Raw genomic sequence first — 20,585 nt, forward strand, 5'->3', positions numbered from 1 at the left:
GCCGTGTCGCCCCGCGGAGCGGTCGGCTCCGGCGGTGTCGTAAGGGCGCACAGACACCGTTGACGTCGGGCTTATCCCGCCCTGAGCCGGGCCCAGGCACACTGGACGCATGACGACTGGCGCACCTACCCCTCCGTCCCCCGCACGGCCGCGGCGCTCGCGGCTGCGCACCGTCCTGCCGCTGGGCATCGCGGCGTGGGTGGTGCTGGAGATCTGGCTGCTGACCGTGGTCGCGAGCAGCGCGGGCGGGCTCACCGTGTTCCTGATCCTGCTGTCCGGGATCGTGGCGGGTGCCGCGGTCATCAAGCTGGCGGGCCGGCGGGCCTTCCAGGCGCTCAACGAGGCGATGCAGAAGGGCACCGCCCCCACCGGCGGCGGGGGCAACGGGCTGAAGATGCTCGGCGGCCTGCTGCTGATGATCCCCGGGCTGATCTCGGACGTCGTCGGGCTGCTGCTGCTGATCCCGGTGGTCCAGAAGGCCGTCAGCGGATACGCGGAGCGCGCTTTCGAGCGCCGGCTGCGTCAGACCGCTCCCGGCACCCTCGGCGACGCCTTCCAGCAGGCCCGCATGCACCGCCCCGACGGCAAGGTCGTGCAGGGCGAGGTGATCCGGGACGAGCCCACGGACGCCCACCCGGACCCGCGACAGCCGCGCCCGCCGCTGAACCGGTGACACGCGTGCGTGAGGGGCACGCCATCGGCACCCGGGTGTCGGCGGCGTGCCCCTCACGCCTGGGCGGGACCGGCGATGTCCCATGGGGCACATGACCGACTCCACGGGACACCACGACCGCGACGCAATGCGCACATGACCGCGGGCGCCGTACGTGCAATGACGTACGGCGCCCGCGGTCATGTGCGTGCGTCGGTGTTCCCCCGCCTACTGCGTTAGGCGGACTTCCGGCTGTCCCGGGGGTGAACCGCGATGTTCATCGCCCCCGAGCGCAGAACGGCCAGCCGCTCCTCAAGGACCTCTTCGAGTTCCTCGCGGGTGCGCCGCTCCATCAGCATGTCCCAGTGTGTACGCGCGGGCTTGGCCTTCTTTTCCTCAGGGCCGTCGCCGTCCACCAGGAGTGCCTGGACACCGCAGACCTTGCACTCCCACTCCGGCGGGATCTCCGCCTCGACCGAGAAGGGCATCTCGAAGCGGTGCCCCTTCTCGCATGCGTACTCCACGGCCTGGCGCGGGGCCAGGTCGATACCGCGGTCCGTCTCGTAGCTGGTCACCACAAGGCGCGTGCCGCGAAGAGCTCGCTCACTCATGAATCGTGCCTCCCGGGCTTGTCGCCCACAGGACAGGTGTCGCTGTCGTCGTCATCCGGTCAACGTCCGGTCGGCGGTAAAGATTCCCGTTCCGAGTCCCGTTCCGGGGTCGTGCGTCGCCGTCGTAGCCGCAGTCTTGCTGACCCATCTCGTACCCACCGGCGCCCGGTTTGTCACATGTGCTAGGAGATGTCACCCAGCGTTTTAGCATCTTTGACGCGCAGTAACGGTACGCCTGGCAGGCCAAACGCGTACACTACAGCCCTTTCGCCCTGAGTGCTAAATCCGTTCGGGAACCGGATTCCCGGCGTCCGCGATGGCCCGCCGTACCGGCACCCGCGCGAGCAGCACGAAACCCAGGACGAAGAAGGCCACCAGCGAGATGATCGCATCCCGGTAGCTCCCGGTCACCTGGTAGGTCAGACCGAACAGCAGCGGCCCCAGCCAGCTCATCCCGCGGTCGCTCAGCTCGTACGCCGAGAAATACTCGGCCTCCTTCCCGGGCGGCACCAGATGCGAGAACAGGGAGCGGGACAGCGCCTGGCTGCCGCCCAGGACCAGCCCGATCCCGGCGGCGAGCGCGAAGAACCACCCCGGCTGCCCGGCCGGGAGGAAGTAGCCCGCGGTGAGCGTGACGGTCCAGGCGACCAGTGAGCCCAGGATCGTGCGCTTGGCGCCGTAGCGGTTGGCCAGCCTGCCCAGGCCCAGCGCGCCCGCCACCGCGAGCACCTGCACCAGCAGCACCGCCACGATCAGCGTGGACTGGCCGAGCCCCAGTTCCTGCGAGCCGTAGACCGACGCCTGGGTGATCACCGTCTGGATGCCGTCGTTGTAGACGAGATAGGCGAGCAGGAAGGCGAGGGTGAGCGGATGCCGGCGCATGTGGCGCACGGTGGCCGCGAGCTGCCGCAGTCCGCCGGCCGCCGGCGCCTCGCCCGCCGGGCGCGCCCGGTCCCGCAGCCGCCGCAGCGGCACGATCGCGAACGCCCCCCACCACAGCCCCGCCGAGGCCAGGCAGATCCGCACCGCCGCGGACTCCGTGAGACCGAAGTCGGCGTGGCGCAGATACAGCACCAGATTCGCGACCAGGACCAGCGCCCCGGAGGCGTAGCCGAGCGCCCAGCCGCGCGAGGAGACGGCGTCACGCTCCTCTGGGGCGGCGATCTGCGGCAGATAGGAGTTGTAGAGCATCATCGCCACCGACTGCGCCGCGTTGGCGACGATCAGCAGCAGCCCGCCCAGCAGATAGCGGTCCCCGCCGAGGAAGAACATCGCCGTCGTGGCACCCGCGCCGATGTACGCCGCCACGCCCAGCAGCCGCTTCTTGCGCCCCGTGCGGTCGGCGAGCGAGCCGGCCAGCGGCATCAGCACCACCGCCACGATCACCGACAGGGACACCGAGTAGGCGAAGAACGAGCCCGCGCGGACCGGGACGCCCAGCGGATGCACGAACCCGTCGGCGTCGGCGGCCCGCTCCGCGACCGAGGTCAGATACGGCCCCAGGAACACGGTGAGCACAGTGGTCGAGTAGACCGAGCACGCCCAGTCGTACACGTACCAGCCGCGTTGCTCGCGCCGCCGCTCGGCCGCCTCACCGGCCGGCCCCTCCCGCGCGGTGTCGGTCCCCACCCGTGTCCTCGCCTTCCCCGTGGTCCCCTGGCACCACCGCGCGCGGGCGGGCGGTCAGACCCAGACGCCCCGGTCCTCCATGACCTTGCGCAGCGTGTCGATGTGATCGGTCATGATGCCATCGACGCCCAGGTCCAGAAGCCTGTTCATCCGCTCCGGATCGTTGATCGTCCACACATGTACCTGCAACCCGCGCGCGTGGGCGGTCCGCACGAAGCGGTGGTCCACCACCGGGATGCCCGACTGCGTCTCCGGGACCTGCGCGGCGACGGCCGAGGAGCGCAGCGCGGCGGGCACGCCCCAGGAACGCAGCCGCAGATTCAGCACGCCCCGGGTGCCGTACGAGGTGGCCAGGCGCGGGCCCGCGAGGCGCTGGGCGCGCAGCACCCGGGCCTCGGAGAAGGAGCCGACGCAGACCCGGTCCCAGCAGCCGGTCCGCTCCATCAGGTCCAGCAGCGGATGCAGGGCCGGCTCGGCCTTGAGGTCGACGTTCCACCGCACGCCGGGGAACGTCTCCAGTAGCTCCTCGAACAGCGGCACCGGCTCCTTGCCCGCCACGCGCGCGTGCCGTACGTCGTCCCAGGGCAGGTCCGCGATCCGGCCCGCGCCGTCGGTCACCCGGTCCAGCGTGGCGTCGTGGAAGGCGACCAGCCTGCCGTCGCGGGTGAGATGGACATCCGTCTCGATGTACCGGTAACCGGCCTCCACCGCGCGCCGGAACTGCGCCACGGTGTTCTCCAGCCCGTCCGCCGACCCGCCGCGATGGGCGAAGGGGATGGGGCCGGGGTGGTCGAGGTAGGGGTGACGGATCGGCGCGCTCACCCTCGCAGTATCGCCCGCGCGGGTGACCCTTCGGCAACGACCGTGCTGCCTGCGGATGCCCGCGGGACGGCGAACACCCGTAGGAACAGCTGGGCGAGCGGTCCGATCGACACCGCGTACAGCAGGGTGCCGACGCCGATGGTCCCGCCGAGCGCGAAGCCGGTGACGACCACGGCGATCTCGACGGCCGTCCGCATCAGCCGGATCGAGCGCCCGGTGCGCCGGTGCAGCCCGGTCATCAGCCCGTCGCGCGGCCCCGGCCCGAACCGGGCGGCGATGTACAGCCCGGTGGCGGCCCCGTTGAGGACGATCCCGGCCAGCATCAGCGGCACGCGTATCGCGAGCGTGCCGGGGGTGGGCACCAGGGCGAGCGTGGCGTCCATGGCGAGGCCGACGACGAAGACATTGGAGACGGTGCCGAGCCCCGGCCGCTGGCGCAGCGGGATCCAGAGCAGCAGGACCAGCGCCCCGACGACGATCGACACGACCCCGATGGTCAGGCCGGTCAGCTCGGCGAGTCCCTGGTGGAGCACGTTCCAGGGTTCGAGCCCGAGGCCCGCCTCCACGAGCAGCGCGGAGCTGACGCCGTACAGGGCGAGTCCTGAGTAGAGCTGGGTGAGGCGGCGGGGGAGGCGGCGGGGGCGCTGGCGCGGCTCCGGCGGCCCGGTCGCGGGAGACGCCCCGGTCGCCTGGGACGGCCCGGGCGGCCCAGGCGGCCCAGGCGGCCCAGGCGGCTCGGGTGGCGGTGTGGACAAGACTGGCTCCTGGTGTGGTGATCGTGGCTTGCTTCATGACACTCTGTGGCTTGGGAGAAAACGCCATCCATGGCCAATTCTGGAAAGGTGGACTGGTCATCATGCCGCAGTGGACCTCCGCGGTGGGGGCGGCCCAGCTCGCCCGGCTGCTTCAGTCGCAGCAGGACCGCCCCGCGGGCCCCGGCAGCCGCCGCCCGCCCGCCTATCGCGCGCTTGCCGACGGCGTCCGGCTGCTGGTGCTGGAGGGCCGGGTGCCGGTGGCCGCGCGGCTGCCCGCCGAGCGCGAGCTGGCGGTGGCGCTGTCGGTGAGCCGTACGACGGTGGCGGCGGCGTACGAGGCACTGCGCGCGGAGGGCTTCCTGGAGTCCCGGCGGGGCGCCGGGAGCTGGACCGCCGTACCGGCGGGTAACCCCCTTCCCGCGCGCGGGCTGGAGCCGCTGCCCCCCGAGGCGCTGGGGTCGGTGATCGACCTGGGCTGCGCCGCGCTGCCCGCACCGGAGCCCTGGCTGACCCGGGCGGTGCAGGGCGCCCTGGAGGACCTCCCGCCGTACGCCCACACGCACGGCGACTACCCGGCCGGGCTGCCCGCGCTGCGCGCGATGATCGCCGAGCGGTACACCGCGCGGGGCATCCCGACGATGCCCGAGCAGATCATGGTGACGACCGGGGCGATGGGGGCCATCGACGCCATCTGCCATCTCTTCGGCGGACGGGGCGAGCGGATCGCCGTGGAGTCACCGTCGTACGCGAACATCCTTCAGCTGATGCGGGAGGCCGGGGCGCGGCTGGTGCCGGTGGCGATGGCCGAGGGGCTCACCGGGTGGGACATGGACCGCTGGCGGCAGGTGCTGCGGGAGGCTGCGCCCCGGCTCGCGTACGTCGTGGCCGACTTCCACAATCCGACCGGGGCGCTGGCCGACGACGACCAGCGGCGGCGGCTGGTGGAGGCGGCGCGCTCCGCCGGGACGGTGCTGGTGGCCGACGAGACGATGAGCGAGCTGTGGCTGGACGAGGACGTGGTGATGCCGCGTCCGGTGTGCGGGTTCGATCCGGCGGGGTCGACCGTCATCACGGTCGGCTCGGCCAGCAAGGCGTTCTGGGCGGGGATGCGGATCGGGTGGGTGCGGGCGGCACCGGACGTGATCCGCAGCCTGGTCGCCGCGCGGGCGTACGCGGATCTGGGCACGCCCGTGGTGGAACAGCTGGCGGTGAACTGGCTGTTCAGCACCGGCGGCTGGGAGCGGGCGGTGGAGATCCGCCGGGAGCAGGCCCGGGAGAACCGGGACGCCCTGGTCACGGCCCTGCGCAGGGAGCTGCCCGAGTGGAGCTTCGAGGTGCCCAGGGGCGGCCTGACCCTGTGGGTGCGGACGGGCGGCCTGTCCGGTTCGAGGCTCGGCGAGGTGGGGGAGCGGGTGGGGGTACGGGTCCCGTCCGGCCCCCGCTTCGGCGTCGACGGCGCCTTCGAGGGCTACGTACGACTGCCGTTCACGGTGAACGGCGCGGTGGCAGAGGAAGCGGCGACCCGCTTGGCGGCGGCGGCACGGTTGGTGGAGAACGGGGGGTTGGCTGGCGGCGAGGCACCTCGCACGTTCGTGGCGTAAGGGGCGACTCGTGGCGGCGACTCGTGGCGGCGGCCCGTGGTGGCGGCGGGCGGTGTCGTGGGCGATTGCCGTGCCGGTGGGTGACGGCCGTGGCTGGTGACGCGGGTGACTGCGGTGCCGGTGGGTGATGGCCGTGGCTGGTGACGCGGGTGACTGCGGTGCCGCTGAAGGGGCGCGGGGAACTGCGCGATCAGCCCCCACCGGCCCGCACTCGCGCGACGACCGACACCCCTACGGCGTCTCCGCGCAACCCTGTGGCGGGGGGCCTATAGCGGTGGGGCGCCGGTGGTGGCGGAGGCTGGTGTCGGGGGCGACTGCCGTGCCGGCTGATGGTGACGCGGGTGACTGCCGTGCCGGTGAAGGGGCGCGGGGAACTGCGCGACCAGCCCCCACCCACCCGCACCCGGCGACGAACAGGCACCCCTACGGCGTCTCCGCACCCACCGTCTCCGGCGGAGCAACCGGCGGAGCAACCGGCGGAGCCACCGGCATGGTCCGTGGCGGCAGCAGCGCCTGGACCGCCTCCCGGTGCGCGTCCGGCGTCGCCTCGTCGTAGGGGTCCGGCGTCGCCGGGACCTGGAGGCGCAGAACCGGCCCCGTGCCGAGGCGGGCGTAACCCCGGCCCGGAGGGACATCGGCGAGCGGGGTGGTGTGGGGCGGCACCCCCAGGATCGCCTCCAGGTCATCGACCCTGGCCGGCCCCAGCACGACACGCGCGCGCGTGTGCTGCCGTACCGCCTCGCTCAGGGCATCCACGCTGTCGGCGTGTTCCGCCACCACCACCGTGACGTTCGCCGCGCGGCCGTGCCGCAGGGGGACCTGGAGGAGGGACTGCGGGTCCTTGTCGCCGTCCGCCGCGGCCAGATGGCCGAGCATCGACGGACGGTCCAGCAGGATCCACAGCGGACGCTTGGTGTCCTCGGGGGGCGGGTGCCCCGCCTGGCGTGCGCGGTTGACGGCGATCAGGCGCCGCTCCGTCTCGTGCGCCGCCCATTCCAGGCCGGCCAGCGCCCCCGCGAGCGCGCACTCGACGGTCAGTACGCCGTCGCGCCCCGTCAGGCAGGCGTACTCGCCGGTGCTGCCCCCCTCGACGATGAGGACGTCGCCGTACTGGAGGGCCTGGAGGGCGATCGAGCGCAGGAGGGTGGACGTGCCGCTGCCGGGGTGGCCGACGGCCAGCAGGTGCGGCTCCGTCGAGCGGACGCCCGTACGCCAGACGACCGGAGGGACGTCGCGCCGCTGCGCCCCGTGGGTGAGGGGGAGCGTGCGCGGGACGTCGGCGGGGTCGGTGAAGCCGAGGACCGTCTCGCCCGGCGCGGTGACGAACCGCTGGGCGGCGATGTCGGTGGGCAGCGGGGCGAGGACGGTGACTGTGAGCTGGTTGCCCTCCTCGTCCCACCCGAAGTGATACTCACGGCCCCGGCCCGATTTCGCCGTGAGGAGCTGTTCGATGCGGGCGCGGGCGGCCGGTTCGCCGTCCGTGAAATAGGCCGGGTAGTGGACCACCAGGCGGGTGATCCGGCCCGCGTCGTCGAAGTCGTGATCGGTCAGCACCTGTTCCCAGTCACCGCCGTGGGCGTACACCGGCGCCGGGTCCTCGGCGGCCGAGAAGTACGGGACCAGGGCCTCGTACAGCGACTGGAGGCGCTGGATCTGGGTGGCGTCCGGGCCGTCGGGCGCGGCGTCCTTCGGTTCGCGTCCCTGCCAGGCCGCCGCCGCCATCAGGGTGATGAGGGCGAGCAGCGGGCCGTACGGGACGAGCGCCACCGCCAGGACCAGGGAGGCCACCATGAACAGCAGTGGCCCGCGCTTGTCCTTGGGGGTGGCGGCCCATTTGCGCCGCCCGGCTCCCGCCAGCCGGCGCATTCCGCGGGTGAGGGTGATCAGCGGATGGAGGACATCGGTGGCACTGTCGGCCGCCGTCCGGGCCAGCTCCCGGCTCCGGGCCAGTTGCGCGCTGCCGTTGCTCAGAATCATGGGGAGGGGGCGCCGCGCCACTGCTGTCTCCTGAAGTACGAACGGAAGTGGGGGAGAGTTCCAGGTGGTGGGTTGTGTGTGTGGGTGGGTGTATGTGGGGGGCAGGGTGGGGGTCGGGATCGGGGTCAGGGGCGGGGTCAGAACTTGATGCCGCCCAGGAGGCCCGCCAGGCTCTCGCCGCCCGCCTTGATGCTGGGCGCGATGGCCGTGCTGGCGAGGTAGAAGCCGAACAGGGCCGCGATCAGCGCGTGGGACGCCTTCAGTCCGTCCTTGCGGAAGAAGATGAACACGACGATGCCGAGCAGGACGACGCCCGAGATGGAGAAGATCATGAGGACTCCTGGTGTCGAGGGGACAGTCACCGTGAGTACTTCCAGGCTCACAGCATGTATCCATACGACAAAAGGTGCAACTGAGTGAAATGTCACCGATTTCACCCGTCCGGCCAGGCCTGTCTACCCCGTTGAGCTGCACTGTTGCGCCCCCGCGGGGACCGGCGATCGGGGCCCGTGATCCTGGCGGTCATGTACCTGCACAGCCAGTACGCTGGCGATTCACCCGTACGGCGGCACCGCTCGCCGCCGTACGCTTGGTTACGGGACGCCCCGGCCGCCCACCCAGCGGCCGAACCGGGCGTCCGGTCGTTCCCCAGCAGTCCCCTTGGCCGTAGTCGTTCCCGTAGTCCCCACGCTCGCAGTGAGAGGCGGTCCCGCCGATGAGTGAAGCCCCCGACCCCGAGGTCGTGGAGCTGGCCACCAAGATCTTCGACCTGGCCCGGCAGGGCGGGACGGAGGCGCTGGTGACCTATGTGGACGCCGGAGTTCCGGTCAACCTCACCAATGACCGAGGCGACTCCCTCGTGATGCTCGCCGCCTATCACGGCCATGCCGGCACGGTCCGCGCCCTGCTCGCCCGGGGCGGCGAGGCCGACCGGGTGAACGACCGGGGCCAGACCCCGCTCGCCGGGGCCGTCTTCAAGGGCGAGGAAGAGGTGATCCGGGCGCTGCTGGAGGCCGGGGCCGACCCGTCCGCCGGGACTCCCTCGGCCGTGGACACGGCCCGCATGTTCGGCAGGGCCGAGCTGCTGGAGCTGTTCGGCGCGCGCTGATCGCGCACACCTGACCAGGGAGAACAGGCTCCCTGGCCGGGCAGGACACGGAAAACGGGGGAGGCGGTACCTGGCCGCCGGAAATATCGGTCGCGGCAGCGCAAAGCGCCGGGTCATCATGACGTCGTGATTCACGGACGCGATGGCTGGGCAGGTGTTGCCGCACCGCGCGGGCCGTGACGCGGTCCGCTCGGGCCACCAACGAGAGGCAGAGGAAAATGGCTTGCAGCAAGCAGGAAACGGCGGGCGCCCCGACGTGTCACGCGGCCAGGTAGTGCCAGACCCCCGGTTGCGTCGACGCTTGATGTGAGGCTGTTTCCCATGTTCGATCCGGTCATAGCGCCCAGTGGGACGCTGCTCGGCCTGCTCCAGCGGGGCCGCGGCGACGGCACACTGCACGCGCTCACCGCACCGCGCCCCGAGGCGCTGGCGGCACTCAACCACTGCGTGCTGCACGACCCCCGCCATGACTGGCAGGTGGAGAACCGCTCCCTGTACTACGCCCGGCTCTATCTCGACCTGGGCGGAGACCTCGACGCCGTCGAGGCCCATCTCTTCGACCCCGAGGACGCCCTCGACACCGAGGAGTGCCGCACCGGCCTCGCCCTCGCCGTCCTCGGCCACCTCGCCTCCTACGGCCGCCGCGACGCGCTCGACCTGCTGCGCCGGTACGCCGCCGGGGGCGCCAGCTGGGCCTGGGCCCTGGACGAACTCGCCCTGCGCGACGACGACGCCGGGCTGCGCGCCCTGGCCCAGCCCGTGCTCGCCCGGTTCCCCGCGGGCCCGGAGGGCGACGCCGCGCTCGCCACCGCCGTACGCGACGCCTTCGAGCCGCGGCCGTGGCGGCTGTGGGCCGAGGACCCGCGCGAAGCCATCGGCGCGCGCGTGCGGGCCGCCCAGGAGACCGGCTGTTTCGACCGCTGGCAGCGGCAGATGCGGCCGTCCGGGCCGCGCCCCGGCTGGAGCGTGCAGGCCGTCTTCGAATGGGCCCAGCAAGGCATGGAGCGCGGCGCCGCGCTCCATGTGCCCGCCGCCCGCTGCCTGGCCGCCGTCGCCGGGCCCGAGGACCGGCCGGAGATCGTGCGCGCCGCTCGGGACGGCGACGACGGCGCCCGCTGCACGGCCCTGCGCTATCTCGCCGACAGCAATGACCCCGAGGCCCTCGAACTGATCGAGGGGGCGGTGATCACCGGCACGGCCGCCGTCGTGGAGGCCGCCGTCGACGCGTTCGAACGCATGCGCAGTGTCGCCGCGGTCGACCGGGCCCGCGGCTGGGCCCGGCGGCCCGATCCGCTCGGCGCCGCCGCCGGCCGGATGCTGGCCTGCCGGGGCGCCACCCGCGACCGCGACCTCGTGCTCGGCGCGCTGCGCGAGGCCGTGCGCGGCGAAGGCCCCGACGCCCCCACCCTGTGGACCCTGGTGGACGGCGCCGGACGGCTGGGAATCGTCTGCGCGGCGCCGGTTTTGCGCCACGTCTACCGGGAGACCGCGTCGTCCCATCTCCGCGGCCGGGCCGCTCGCGCCCTGGCCGCCACCGACCCGTCCTTCGCCGCCGGATTCGCCGTCGAGTGCCTGTGGGACTGCGAGGAGACCACCCGCGAGGTCGCCGCCCGGCACGCCGAGACCGGCGACAACCGCGTCGTGGACCGACTGCGCAGGCTCGCCGCCGACCCCGCCGAGGAGGCCGAGGTCCAGACGGCGGTACGCAGCCGGATCGGGCCCGAGGGGGCGCCGTGACGGGGCTCCGATACCAGGCCCCGATACCAGGCTCCATGAGCGGGCTCCGCGGCTCGCTGTGATCGGGCTCGGCAGCATGCCGTGAGCGGCTGCGGGGGCAGGGCTTGGTCCGCGTTGGCGGTACCTCTTGGTCGGCGTCTGCGGCGTCTGCGGCGTCTGCGGCGGGTCTCGGTCGGCCTGTGCGGCACGCCGTGGCCCGTCTCCACGGGCCGTCGTGTGCGGCGGCGGCGCAATGCCGTGACCGGCCGCGACACGAGGTTGTGACCGGTGGGGTGGGCACGCCACGGCCGGCTCGGATGGCCCGCTGCGACCCGGTCTGGAGGGTGGGCTGCGACCCGGTCCGGAGGGCGTGCCGTGACCGGTCCGGAGGGTCTGCCGCGACCGGCTCGGACGGCTGCCGTGACCGGCCCGGAGGGCATGTCACGACCGGCCCCGGGGCATACGGTGCGCGGCCCCGGCCCGACGCCATGAGCGGCCCGGCGGCCCGGCGGCACACGGCGACCGATCCCCCCCGTACCCGCCGGACGGCGGTCGCGGCCACCGTCCCATGAGCGGCCTACGCGCGGTTCCGCGCCGGCTCGCGCCCGCCGGGTGAATGTCCGGTGACCGACGGGTCAGCCGCACATGGCCACCGCCTGGCCCGCTCGGGTGCGCAGCGCAACGCTCATGGGACGTTCCCCGTCCGGAAAGATCCACGTTGACGCGACCACGTCCGGTACGGCGACAACACCCGTATGCGTGTCGTCATCGTGACCGAATCCTTTCCCCCCGATGTGAACGGCGTGGCCCATTGCGCGCTACAGACCGCCCGGCACCTCGTCGATCGCGGTCACGCTCCCCTCGTCGTCGCACCGGCCACCGCCGCCGGAGCCGGGCCCGACGCTGACGCGCCGTGCCCGGTCGTCCGCGTCCCGTCCCTTCCGCTCCCGGGCTACCCCCAGGTCCGCGTCGCCCTCCCCAGCCGACGCGTCACGGCCGCGATCACCGCACACCGCGCGGAGATCGTCCACCTGGCCAGCCCCTTCGTCCTCGGCGTGCGCGGCATGTCCGCCGCCGCCCGCCTCGGCCTGCCCGCCGTCGCCGTCTACCAGACCGACCTGGCCGGCTACGCCCGCACCTACGTCCACGCGGGCGAGTCCGCCGCCTGGCGCCGCATCCGCTCCGTGCACACCGCCGCCGACCGCACCCTGGCGCCCTCCAGCGCCGCCCAGCACGACCTGGAGACGCACGGCGTGCCGCGCGTACGGCTGTGGGCGCGCGGCGTCGACACCGTCCGCTTCCGCCCCGACCTGAGGGACGAGCGGCTGCGCCGCGAACTCGCCCCGGACGGCGAACTGATCGTCGGCTACGTCGGCCGGCTCGCCCCGGAGAAGCAGGTCGAACTGCTGTCCGGGGTGTGCGCCCTGCCCGGCGTACGCCTGGTGGTCGTCGGCGACGGGCCCAGCGCGCCGCAGCTGGCCCAGGCCCTGCCGGGCGCCGCCTTCCTCGGCCGCCGCACCGGCGACGACCTCGCCCGGATCTTCGCCTCGTTCGACGTCTTCGCCCACACCGGCCCGTTCGAGACCTTCTGCCAGACCGTGCAGGAGGCCATGGCCAGCGGGGTCCCGGTGGTCGCGCCCGCCGCGGGTGGTCCGCTCGACCTGGTCGAGCACGACCGCACCGGCTTCCTGGTGCCGCCGCGCGACGCCGACGCCGTACGCGACGCCGTGCGGGTGCTGGCCGCCGACCCGGCACTGCGCGCCGCCTTCGGCACCGCCGCGCGGGCCACCGTCGAGGGCCGCACCTGGGCGGCCATCGGTGACCAGCTCATCGGCCACTACGAGGAAGTCCTCGCCGCGCGGAAGGCGGTACTGGCGGCATGATCGGCGAGTCCTATGGCATCGGCGAGGAGAGGCGCGGCGGTGGGGCCGGTGACGAGGAGCGTGCCGGTGGCGCCCGTGGCGGGTCCGGAGGCGCCTCCATGGGCGTCCCTGGAGGCGCCTCCAGGGGCGGGTCCGTGCGTGGGTCCGGCGACGCGTCTGCCGATGCGTCTATCGATGCGTCTATCGAGGCGTCTGCCGGTGTGTCCGTCGGCGGACCCGGTGGAGCGGCCGGGGAGTCCCTGAGGATCGTGCGGCTGGCGAACTTCGTCGCCCCCGCCTCCGGCGGGCTGCGCACCGCCCTGCGCGAACTCGGCCGGGGCTTCAAGGCCGCAGGGCACGAGCCGGTGCTCATCGTGCCCGGCGAGCGGCACTCCGACCGGGAGACCGAACAGGGCCGGGTGATCACCCTGCCCGGCCCGGTGCTGCCCGGCACCGGCGGCTATCGGGTCCTGGTCGACAAACGGCGGGTCGCTCGCCTCCTGGCGGACCTCGGACCGGACCGCCTGGAGGTGTCCGACCGTACGACCCTGCGCTGGACCGGCAAATGGGCGCGACGCGCGCGTGTGCCCGCCGTGATGGTCTCCCACGAGACGGCCGACGGCGTGCTGCGCACCTGGGGCCTGCCCGAGGACCTGTCCCGGCGCACCGCCGACGCGCTCAACGTCCGCACCGCCCACACGTACGCGCGCGTCGTGTGCACGACCGAGTTCGCCGAGCGCGAGTTCGTCCGGATCGGCGCCCGCAATGTCGTACGCGCCCCCCTCGGCGTCGATCTCATGGAGCGCCACCCCGCCCTGCGCGCGCCCGCCCTGCGCACCCGCTACGCGCGCGAGGGCGGGATTCTGCTGGCGATGTGCTCCCGCCTGTCGGTCGAGAAGCGGCCCGGCACGGCCCTGGACGCCCTGGAGGCGCTGCGGCGGCGCGGGGTGCGGGCGGTGCTCGTGATCGCCGGGGACGGCCCCCTGCGCGCCCGGCTCGAACAGCGGGCCGCCGAACGGTCCCTGCCGGTCACCTTCCTCGGGCACCTCTCCGACCGCCCGCTGCTCGGCGCGCTCCAGGCCACCGCCGATGTGTGCCTGGCGCCGGGGCCCGCCGAGACCTTCGGGCTGGCCGCGCTGGAGGCCCTGGCCTGCGGGACGCCGGTCGCGGTCAGCGCCTCCTCCGCGCTGCCCGAGGTGGTCGGCTCGGCGGGGGTCGCCGCCGCCGACACGGGCGAGGCGTTCGCCGACGCCGTCGAACTGCTCCTGGAGCGCTGCGAGGCGGAGCGGCGCGAGGCGGCACGCGCGCGTGCCGAGTGTTTCGGCTGGGGCACGGCCGTGGAGGCGTTCCTCGCCGTCCACGACGCCGCCGTACGCGCACCGCGCGGGTCCCGTCTGCCGGGAGGCGTGGCATGAGACCCGTACGGTTCGTCGCGCTCGGCGATTCGCTGACGGAGGGGGTGGGAGACCCGGTCAGGGATCGCGCCGGGGGTCACGTCAGGGATCACACCGGGGGTTGTGGGGAGGGTCGCGTCGGGGATTCCGTCGGGCGCTCCACGGGGCGTTCGGGCGGGCTTTCCGCAGGACGGTCCATCGGGCGTTCGGCCGGGCGTGCCACGGGGCATTCCCCTGGGCATGCCGTCGGACATGGGTGGCGCGGGTGGGCCGCGCTGCTCGCCGGGGGACTCGTGGACCGGCCCGCCGGCTTCACCAATCTCGCCGCCAGCGGGGCGCAGACCCGGGACCTCCTGGAGACCCAGCTTCCCGCCGCCCTCGCCCTTGAGCCGGACGTGGCGGCCGTCGTCATAGGCGTCAACGACACCCTGCGCGCGACCTTCGACATCCGGGCCGTCGCGGCGCGGCTGGACGAGGTGTACGCCGCGTTCACCGAGCGCGGCACCACCCTGCTCACCGTGTGTCTGCCCGACCCGGGCACCATGCTCGGACTGCCGGGCGCGCTCGCCGACCCGCTCGCCCGTCGCCAGCGGGCGGTGAACACCGTCGTCCATGTGCTGTCCGAGCGGTACGGGGCGGTGCATCTGCACGCCGCCGAGGGCGCCTGGACCACCGACCGCGCCATGTGGAGCGCCGACCGGCTGCATCCCAGCGAGCGGGGGCACCGGCAGCTCGCGCTGCGCTCGCACGCGCTGCTGACGGCGGCGGGCGTGCGGACCGGCCCGGCGCCCTCCGCCGAGCCGGAGTTCCCGGTGCCCACGCGGTCGGCCAGTGTGCGGTGGCTGGCCACGGCCGGGACCGCGTGGGTGGTGCGGCGGTGCGGGGATCTGCTCCCGCAGTTGCTGCGGCTCGCTGTGGACGAGCTGCGGCACCGGGCCCGGGGGACCGGAGCGCGGCTGGACCTGAGGGCTGCTCAGGCGTGCTCGGCGGCGTTGGCAGCTCTGCCTGTCCCGCCAGTGGCCGCTCTGCCGTTGGTCGCGGAGTCGCCGGAGGCGGAGGCGGCTTGAGGGGGTGACCGGCCGGGTTGCGGGTCGGGGGTGGCCGGTCGCGCGGTTCCCCGCACCTGTGAGGGTGTTGCTGTGAGGTCGGACTGAAGGTCCCCGCTCTTTCCGAAGCTCCTTTCGACGTTTCCCGGCCTCCTAAGGACATCGGCGTGTCGTCAGGGTGAAGTGGATCGGGGTTCCAGGGCGGGCCTGGGCCGTCGCCGGGAGATCCGCGCTGGCGACCACCGCGATCACGGGGTAGCCGCCCGTGGTCGGGTGGTCGGCGAGGAAGATCACCGGGCGGCCGTCCGGGGGGACCTGGACCGAGCCCAGGACCAGGCCCTCGCTGGGGAGTTCGCCGGGGATCGCGCGCTCCAGGGCGGGGCCTTCCGTGCGCAGCCCTATGCGGTTGCTCGCGGGGGACACGCGGTACGCGCGCGTGGTGAGGGTGCGCAGGGCCTCGGGGGTGAACCAGTCGTGGCGGGGGCCGAGGGTGAGACGCAGGACCAGTTCGGCGGGGGGCCGCGGCTGGGGGGCAACGTCCACGCGCGCGTAAGGGGCGGTCACCGCGCCCAGGGGGAGGACCGTGCCGTCCGTCAGGGGCGGTGGCCCGAGGCCGGAGAGCAGGTCCGTCGAGCGGCTGCCGAGGACCGGTTCCACGGCGATGCCGCCGGCGACCCCGACGTAACCGCGGACGCCCGCGACGGCCGGGCCGACCTCCAGGAGCGCCCCGGCGGGGACCCGTACGGGCGCTCCCCAGGCCGCCGGACGGCCGTCCACCGATACGGGGCAGGGGGCACCGCCGACCGCGACGGTGAGCGGGCGACGCGGGCGCAGGGCGCAGCCGTTGAGCGTGGTCTCCAGGACCGCCGCGTCGACGGGGTTGCCGACCAGGCGGTTGACGAGGGCCGCCGCCGGCGGGTCGAGGGCGCCCGAGCGCGGCACGCCCAGGTGCGCGTGACCCGGACGGCCCAGGTCCTGCACGGTGGTGAGCGCCCCGGCCCGTACGACGGAGAGCGCGCGGTCCGTCATGGTGCGGCCACCGGAACGAACCGCACGCGCGTGCCCGGCGACAACAGGGCGGCAGGCACGCGCGCGTGGTCCCACAGCACGGCATCGGTCGTCCCGATGAGTTGCCAGCCGCCCGGCGAGGAACGCGGGTACACGCCCGTGTACGGCCCCGCCAGGCCCACCGACCCCGCCGGGACGGCCGTACGGGGCGTGTCCCGGCGCGGCGTGCCGTAGCGGGCCGGCAGCCCGGTCAGATAGCCGAAGCCGGGGGCGAACCCGCAGAAGGCGACGCGGAACTCGGTCGCCGCGTGGATACGGGCCACCTCGCGCGCGGGGACTCCCCAGCGCGCGGCGACCTCGGCGAGGTCGGGGCCGTCGTAGCGCACGGGGAGTTCGACGGTCACCCGCGCGCGTGGAGGAGTCGGCGGCAGGGCGGTGCCGCTCAGCTCGGCGGCCAGACGGGACGGGTCGGCGAGGCCGTCCAGGAGGACCGTCCGCGCGGCGGGCACGATCTCGCGCACCGCCAGTGCGCCCTCCGCGCGGCGGCGCAGCAGTTCGGCGTGGAGCGACTGCGCCTCCTCGTCCGAGCCGACCTCGACGAGCAGCGCGTCCGAGCCGACCGGGAGCACCCTCATATGAACGCCTCCACCCGCACGCCGGACTCCTCCAGGCGTCGCCTCACCCGCCGGGCCAGGTCCACCGCACCGGGCGTGTCGCCGTGCAGGCACAGCGAGCGTGCGCGCACGCCGATGGGTACGCCGGTGAGCGCGACGACCGTGCCCGTGCGGGCCAGGCCCAGCGAGCGCTCCACCACGGCCTCCGGGTCGGTGACCACCGCGCCCTCCTGCCCGCGCGGGACGAGCGTGCCCCGCTCGGTGTACGCGCGGTCGGCGAACGCCTCCGTGACGGCCGGCAGCCCCGCCTTCGCGGCCAGCTCCAGGAGGCGCGAGCCGGGCAGCCCCAGGACGGGCAGCGCGGGGTCGGCGAGGAGCACGCCGTCCACCACGGCGGCGGCCTGCTCCTCGTCGTGCACTACGCGGTTGTAGAGCGCGCCGTGCGGTTTGACGTACGCCACGCGGGCGCCCGCGGCCCGCGCGAACACCTCCAGGGCGCCGATCTGGTAGGCCACCTCGGCGGCCAGCTCGGCGGGCGGCACGTCCATCGCGCGCCTCCCGAACCCGGCGAGGTCCCGGTAGGAGACCTGGGCGCCGATCACCACCCCGCGCGCGGCGGCCTGCTCGCACACCCGGCGCATGGTCACCGCGTCCCCGGCGTGGAAGCCACAGGCCACGTTGGCGCTGGTGACGACGGACAGCAGCTGTTCGTCCTCGGTCAGCCGCCAGCGGCCGAAGCCCTCGCCGAGATCGGCGTTGAGATCTATCGCGGTCATGGCGGTCATCGCGTACTCGTGTGGCTCGGGGTCATGTGCGCGCACAACTCCTTGTCGGGCGTGGTGGTGCTGGTCGCTCTGGCGGGTGGTGCGGGTCGGCGGGGCCTGGCGGTGGGGGTCGTCGGGGTCGTGCTCCGCCTCGGGTACGGGACGGAGCCGTCCGCAGCAAGATAGAGGATCGTTGAACGATCCCTCAATACCCACGTTGTCTCGTTCTGGTATCTGCGATTGAATTCCGGGCATGGCAGAGCAGCTGACGGGACTGGCCGACGACCGCGCGCTCCTCGGGCGCACCAGCACCGCGGAACGGGTCTCGGACATCCTCAGAAGCCGCATCGCCGATGGCTTCTTCCCGCCCGGCACGCGACTGTCCGAGGACGGCATCGGCGGCGCGCTCGGCGTCTCCCGCAACACCCTGCGCGAGGCGTTCCGCCTGCTCACGCATGAACGCCTGCTGATCCACGAGCTGAACCGGGGCGTCTTCGTGCGGGTCCTGACGGTCGAGGACGTCGAGGACATCTACCGCACCCGCGGACTCGTCGAGTGCGCCGTAGTGCGCGGCCTCGGGGAGCCGCCGTACGACGTGACCGGGCTCGCCGAGGCGGTCGCCGAGGGGCAGCGGGCCTCGCGCGAGGGTGCCTGGAAAGAGCTGGGCACGGCCAACATCCACTTCCACCGCGAACTGGTCGCCCTCGCGGGCAGCGAACGCACGAATGAGCTGATGCGCAGCGTCTTCGCCGAACTGCGCCTGGCGTTCCACGTGGTGGACGACTCCCGCGCACTGCACGAGCCGTACCTGGCCAGGAACGAACAGATCCTGCGCACCCTGACGGCCGGCGAGCGGACAAAGGCGGAACGCCTCCTGGCCGCCTACCTGGAGGACTCCCTGACCAGAGTGGTCAAGGTCTACGAACGCAGAGTAACGGGCACGCCCTGAGGACCACCGACGACCGAGGCAGCCCCTGAGAAACACCGAAAACCACACGAGAGACCCGCCGCCCACTCCCCCCAGGGGCGCGGGGAACTGCGCGAGCACCCCCCACAAACCCGCACTCGACATGCAACGGCCCCCTTTCGGCACCTCCCGTCGCAGGCCCACGCACACCCCCTCAGGGGCGCGGGGAACTGCGCGAGCAACCCCCGACAACCCGCACTCGACATGCAACGGAACCCCCCTTTTGGCACCTCCCGTCGCAGGCCCACGCACACCCCCTCAGGGGCGCGGGGAACTGCGCGAGCAACCCCCGACAACCCGCACTCGACATGCAACGGCCCCCCTTCGGCACCTCCCGTCGCAGCCCCACGGACACCCCCCTTAGGGGCGCGGGGAACTGCGCGAACACCCCCCAACAACCCGCACCCGGCACGCAACGGAACCCCTCTCCCCACCCCCCGTCCCCCCGCCACCCCCAGCGGACCGCACCCGTTGTCAGACCCACCACCTAATCTGTGCATCGTGACTTCACCCGCATCACCGGACACCGCTCCGCCCCAGCTCAGCACGGGCCCGCGGCCCGCCGTCGGCCCCGCGGCCGACGAGGGCCTGGCCCGCCGCCTGCGCGCCCTCGCCTGCACCGCCCCCCTGCACGACCTGGACGCGCGCAAGGCCAACCTCGCGGGTGAGTACTCGGTGTACGGCATGGCCGAGGTCGCCCTCGCCGCCATCGACCTCGTCACACTCACCATGGACTTCGACACCGGCGCCGACCACGACCAGGTGGTGGCCCGGCTGATCCCCCGCATCGCCGCCCAGGCCCCCCGCCGCCCGGTCGCCGAGCACGAGCGGGTGGCCCGCTGGGTCCTGGAGAACCTGATCAACGTCGGCAGCGTGGACCGCGGATTCCGCGCGGTGTACGGCACCTTCGCCCCGGACGGCACCTATGTCCGCCGGGACTACGACTTCAAGCTGATCGAGGAGGTGCCAGGTCCCGGCGGCAGCGTCTACCTCCGTACGGCGGACGAGGCGGTCAACGTCCTGGTCGGCGCCCTCGACACCGATGTCACCAGCGCCCAGATCGCCGCCGAGGTCAAGCTGGAGGTTCTGATCAACCGGGGCCGTCTCGCGGACGCCCAGCTCGCCGCCGAACAGGCCCGCTACCGGACCGTGCAGTACTCCGAGTCCCTGCGCCGCGCCCTGGACGCCACCCGGCGCAACGTCCGCGCGGTGGACTGGCTCTCCGCCGTCCCCGACATGATCGCCGAGGCCCTCGACCACGTGGCCGACCGCTACCGCCACGAGAACGCGATCCTCACCAACATCCGCCGCGCCCGCGACGAGTCCGAGGACCCCGAGCAGAAGCGCCGCGCGGCCGAGCTGGTCGACATCGTCAAGGACTGCATCCGCCGCCACACCCAGCTCCAGTCCCGGCTGCTGGAGGCCGGCCCGCTGTTCCGCGCCGAGCAGGACCGGCAGGCGTTCGCCCCGTCGGCCTCGGTCGCGGGAATGGACCTGTACGGCCAACTCGTCGCCCCGGTGCTGCCGCTGCCCCTGGAGAGCGCGGTACGGGTCACGGACGCGTTCTTCCGGCGCGGCACCGGCCTGCGCACGCCCGTGTCCGTGCGGGTGGCCGACCTCGTCGACCTGCTGTTCACCCCGCCCGTCGAGCGCGAGCACCTCGGCGCCGAGATGCCCGAGCCGGATCTCATCGCCACGCCGGACGACAGCCGGTTCAGCGAGGAGCAACTGGTGGCGGCGACCGCCCTGCTGGATCTCCCGGCCGACGCACCGCGCAGACTTTCCGGGCTGCTGGCCGAGGCCCGGCGCGTCGACCCCGATCTGCCCTACTTGGTCGCTTTGATGGCGGTCCACGCGGCCAGCCCGGCCGTGGGCACCGCCTACCGGCAGGGCGAGGAGAAGCTGCTGTTCGCCGTGGACGACGGAACCGAGCTGGACGACCACGAGTTCGGGGGCGCGGACCTCATCGTGGGGACCGCGCTGCTGGACGCGGCCGGAATGGCCGCCGACCGGACGGAGGCCGCGTAATGGTTTCGCCGGTGGGCGGGCGCGGGTCGCG

At 73.7% G+C, this 20,585-nt stretch carries 18 protein-coding genes; 9 read left to right on the forward strand and 9 right to left on the reverse strand.

What is annotated here, in order from left to right; genetic code table 11:
- The first annotated feature begins 109 nt into the window (after nt 1–109).
- Nucleotides 110–673 carry an FxsA family membrane protein gene (fxsA, locus tag ACFRFC_RS32210; protein ID WP_382693136.1) on the forward strand — a complete coding sequence of 188 codons (564 nt, stop codon included), beginning with the start codon at nt 110–112 and terminating at the stop codon, nt 671–673.
- A 215-nt stretch (nt 674–888) separates the two neighbouring features.
- Here the strand turns inward: fxsA and ACFRFC_RS32215 are convergent, their stop codons facing one another.
- The 4 genes from ACFRFC_RS32215 to ACFRFC_RS32230 form a co-directional block, all read right to left on the reverse strand.
- Nucleotides 889–1,263 (reverse strand): RNA polymerase-binding protein RbpA, encoded by a 375-nt coding sequence (locus tag ACFRFC_RS32215; RefSeq protein WP_046709182.1) that lies wholly within the window; start codon nt 1,261–1,263, stop codon nt 889–891.
- A gap of 279 nt (nt 1,264–1,542) precedes the next feature.
- Nucleotides 1,543–2,892, reverse strand: a complete 1,350-nt coding sequence (locus tag ACFRFC_RS32220) for an MFS transporter (RefSeq protein ID WP_382693061.1) — start codon at nt 2,890–2,892, stop codon at nt 1,543–1,545.
- 54 nt (nt 2,893–2,946) lie between these two features.
- Nucleotides 2,947–3,714, reverse strand: coding sequence for a glycerophosphodiester phosphodiesterase (locus tag ACFRFC_RS32225; protein WP_382693060.1), 768 nt, complete (start codon nt 3,712–3,714; stop codon nt 2,947–2,949).
- Nucleotides 3,711–4,307 carry a YitT family protein gene (locus tag ACFRFC_RS32230; RefSeq protein ID WP_382693067.1) on the reverse strand — a complete coding sequence of 199 codons (597 nt, stop codon included), beginning with the start codon at nt 4,305–4,307 and terminating at the stop codon, nt 3,711–3,713. The genes ACFRFC_RS32225 and ACFRFC_RS32230 overlap by 4 nt, the downstream gene beginning before the upstream one ends.
- Nucleotides 4,308–4,570: 263 nt before the next feature.
- Between ACFRFC_RS32230 and ACFRFC_RS32235 the strand changes: the two genes are divergently transcribed.
- A complete protein-coding gene (locus tag ACFRFC_RS32235) occupies nt 4,571–6,070 on the forward strand; it encodes a PLP-dependent aminotransferase family protein (protein ID WP_382693058.1) in 1,500 nt (499 codons plus the stop codon).
- 423 nt (nt 6,071–6,493) lie between these two features.
- Here the strand turns inward: ACFRFC_RS32235 and ACFRFC_RS32240 are convergent, their stop codons facing one another.
- Together ACFRFC_RS32240 and ACFRFC_RS32245 are read right to left on the reverse strand one after the other, a co-directional pair.
- A complete protein-coding gene (locus ACFRFC_RS32240; protein WP_382693057.1) occupies nt 6,494–8,068 on the reverse strand; it encodes a hypothetical protein in 1,575 nt (524 codons plus the stop codon).
- Nucleotides 8,069–8,184: 116 nt separating this feature from the next.
- Nucleotides 8,185–8,379, reverse strand: a complete 195-nt coding sequence (locus ACFRFC_RS32245; protein ID WP_382693055.1) for a hypothetical protein — start codon at nt 8,377–8,379, stop codon at nt 8,185–8,187.
- A gap of 383 nt (nt 8,380–8,762) precedes the next feature.
- On the opposite strand from ACFRFC_RS32245, the gene ACFRFC_RS32250 reads away from it, so the two are divergent.
- From ACFRFC_RS32250 to ACFRFC_RS32270, 5 genes are all read left to right on the forward strand, one after another.
- Nucleotides 8,763–9,155, forward strand: a complete 393-nt coding sequence (locus ACFRFC_RS32250; protein ID WP_382693053.1) for an ankyrin repeat domain-containing protein — start codon at nt 8,763–8,765, stop codon at nt 9,153–9,155.
- A gap of 321 nt (nt 9,156–9,476) precedes the next feature.
- Nucleotides 9,477–10,892, forward strand: a complete 1,416-nt coding sequence (locus ACFRFC_RS32255; protein WP_382693052.1) for a HEAT repeat domain-containing protein — start codon at nt 9,477–9,479, stop codon at nt 10,890–10,892.
- 734 nt (nt 10,893–11,626) lie between these two features.
- On the forward strand, nt 11,627–12,754 hold the full coding sequence (locus tag ACFRFC_RS32260; protein WP_382693051.1) for a glycosyltransferase family 4 protein: 1,128 nt from the start codon (nt 11,627–11,629) through the stop codon (nt 12,752–12,754).
- Between the two features lie 200 nt (nt 12,755–12,954).
- Nucleotides 12,955–14,148 (forward strand): glycosyltransferase, encoded by a 1,194-nt coding sequence (locus tag ACFRFC_RS32265; RefSeq protein ID WP_382693049.1) that lies wholly within the window; start codon nt 12,955–12,957, stop codon nt 14,146–14,148.
- Nucleotides 14,145–15,194 carry an SGNH/GDSL hydrolase family protein gene (locus ACFRFC_RS32270; RefSeq protein ID WP_382693048.1) on the forward strand — a complete coding sequence of 350 codons (1,050 nt, stop codon included), beginning with the start codon at nt 14,145–14,147 and terminating at the stop codon, nt 15,192–15,194. Before ACFRFC_RS32265 ends, ACFRFC_RS32270 begins: the two co-directional genes overlap by 4 nt.
- 132 nt (nt 15,195–15,326) lie before the next feature.
- Here the strand turns inward: ACFRFC_RS32270 and ACFRFC_RS32275 are convergent, their stop codons facing one another.
- From ACFRFC_RS32275 to ACFRFC_RS32285, 3 genes are read right to left on the reverse strand one after another with little or no spacing between them, the layout of a single operon-like run.
- The gene (locus tag ACFRFC_RS32275; protein ID WP_382693047.1) at nt 15,327–16,202 is read right to left on the reverse strand and encodes a biotin-dependent carboxyltransferase family protein; all 876 of its coding nucleotides are present in this window, start codon (nt 16,200–16,202) and stop codon (nt 15,327–15,329) included.
- Complete coding sequence (locus ACFRFC_RS32280) at nt 16,199–16,816, reverse strand: allophanate hydrolase subunit 1 (protein ID WP_382693046.1); 618 nt, start codon at nt 16,814–16,816, stop codon at nt 16,199–16,201. Before ACFRFC_RS32280 ends, ACFRFC_RS32275 begins: the two co-directional genes overlap by 4 nt.
- Nucleotides 16,813–17,571 (reverse strand): LamB/YcsF family protein, encoded by a 759-nt coding sequence (locus tag ACFRFC_RS32285; protein ID WP_382693065.1) that lies wholly within the window; start codon nt 17,569–17,571, stop codon nt 16,813–16,815. Before ACFRFC_RS32285 ends, ACFRFC_RS32280 begins: the two co-directional genes overlap by 4 nt.
- A 241-nt stretch (nt 17,572–17,812) precedes the next feature.
- Here ACFRFC_RS32285 and ACFRFC_RS32290 point away from each other — a divergent pair, with 241 nt between their 5' ends.
- Nucleotides 17,813–18,508, forward strand: a complete 696-nt coding sequence (locus ACFRFC_RS32290; protein ID WP_382693044.1) for a GntR family transcriptional regulator — start codon at nt 17,813–17,815, stop codon at nt 18,506–18,508.
- A gap of 519 nt (nt 18,509–19,027) precedes the next feature.
- Nucleotides 19,028–20,554 (forward strand): hypothetical protein, encoded by a 1,527-nt coding sequence (locus ACFRFC_RS32295; protein ID WP_382693043.1) that lies wholly within the window; start codon nt 19,028–19,030, stop codon nt 20,552–20,554.
- Nucleotides 20,555–20,585 lie beyond the last annotated feature (31 nt).

It is taken from the genome of Streptomyces sp. NPDC056734 (assembly GCF_042790455.1).
GTDB lineage: Bacteria > Actinomycetota > Actinomycetes > Streptomycetales > Streptomycetaceae > Streptomyces.

Bases quoted from the DNA above. Each gene is read 5' to 3' on its own strand.
- fxsA (WP_382693136.1), top strand. From the start codon at position 110: ATGACGACTGGCGCACCTACCCCTCCGTCCCCCGCACGGCCGCGGCGC.
- ACFRFC_RS32215 (WP_046709182.1), bottom strand. From the start codon at position 1,263: ATGAGTGAGCGAGCTCTTCGCGGCACGCGCCTTGTGGTGACCAGCTAC.
- ACFRFC_RS32235 (WP_382693058.1), top strand. From the start codon at position 4,571: ATGCCGCAGTGGACCTCCGCGGTGGGGGCGGCCCAGCTCGCCCGGCTG.
- ACFRFC_RS32245 (WP_382693055.1), bottom strand. From the start codon at position 8,379: ATGATCTTCTCCATCTCGGGCGTCGTCCTGCTCGGCATCGTCGTGTTC.
- ACFRFC_RS32250 (WP_382693053.1), top strand. From the start codon at position 8,763: ATGAGTGAAGCCCCCGACCCCGAGGTCGTGGAGCTGGCCACCAAGATC.
- ACFRFC_RS32255 (WP_382693052.1), top strand. From the start codon at position 9,477: ATGTTCGATCCGGTCATAGCGCCCAGTGGGACGCTGCTCGGCCTGCTC.
- ACFRFC_RS32260 (WP_382693051.1), top strand. From the start codon at position 11,627: ATGCGTGTCGTCATCGTGACCGAATCCTTTCCCCCCGATGTGAACGGC.
- ACFRFC_RS32270 (WP_382693048.1), top strand. From the start codon at position 14,145: ATGAGACCCGTACGGTTCGTCGCGCTCGGCGATTCGCTGACGGAGGGG.
- ACFRFC_RS32275 (WP_382693047.1), bottom strand. From the start codon at position 16,202: ATGACGGACCGCGCGCTCTCCGTCGTACGGGCCGGGGCGCTCACCACC.
- ACFRFC_RS32280 (WP_382693046.1), bottom strand. From the start codon at position 16,816: ATGAGGGTGCTCCCGGTCGGCTCGGACGCGCTGCTCGTCGAGGTCGGC.
- ACFRFC_RS32285 (WP_382693065.1), bottom strand. From the start codon at position 17,571: ATGACCGCGATAGATCTCAACGCCGATCTCGGCGAGGGCTTCGGCCGC.
- ACFRFC_RS32290 (WP_382693044.1), top strand. From the start codon at position 17,813: ATGGCAGAGCAGCTGACGGGACTGGCCGACGACCGCGCGCTCCTCGGG.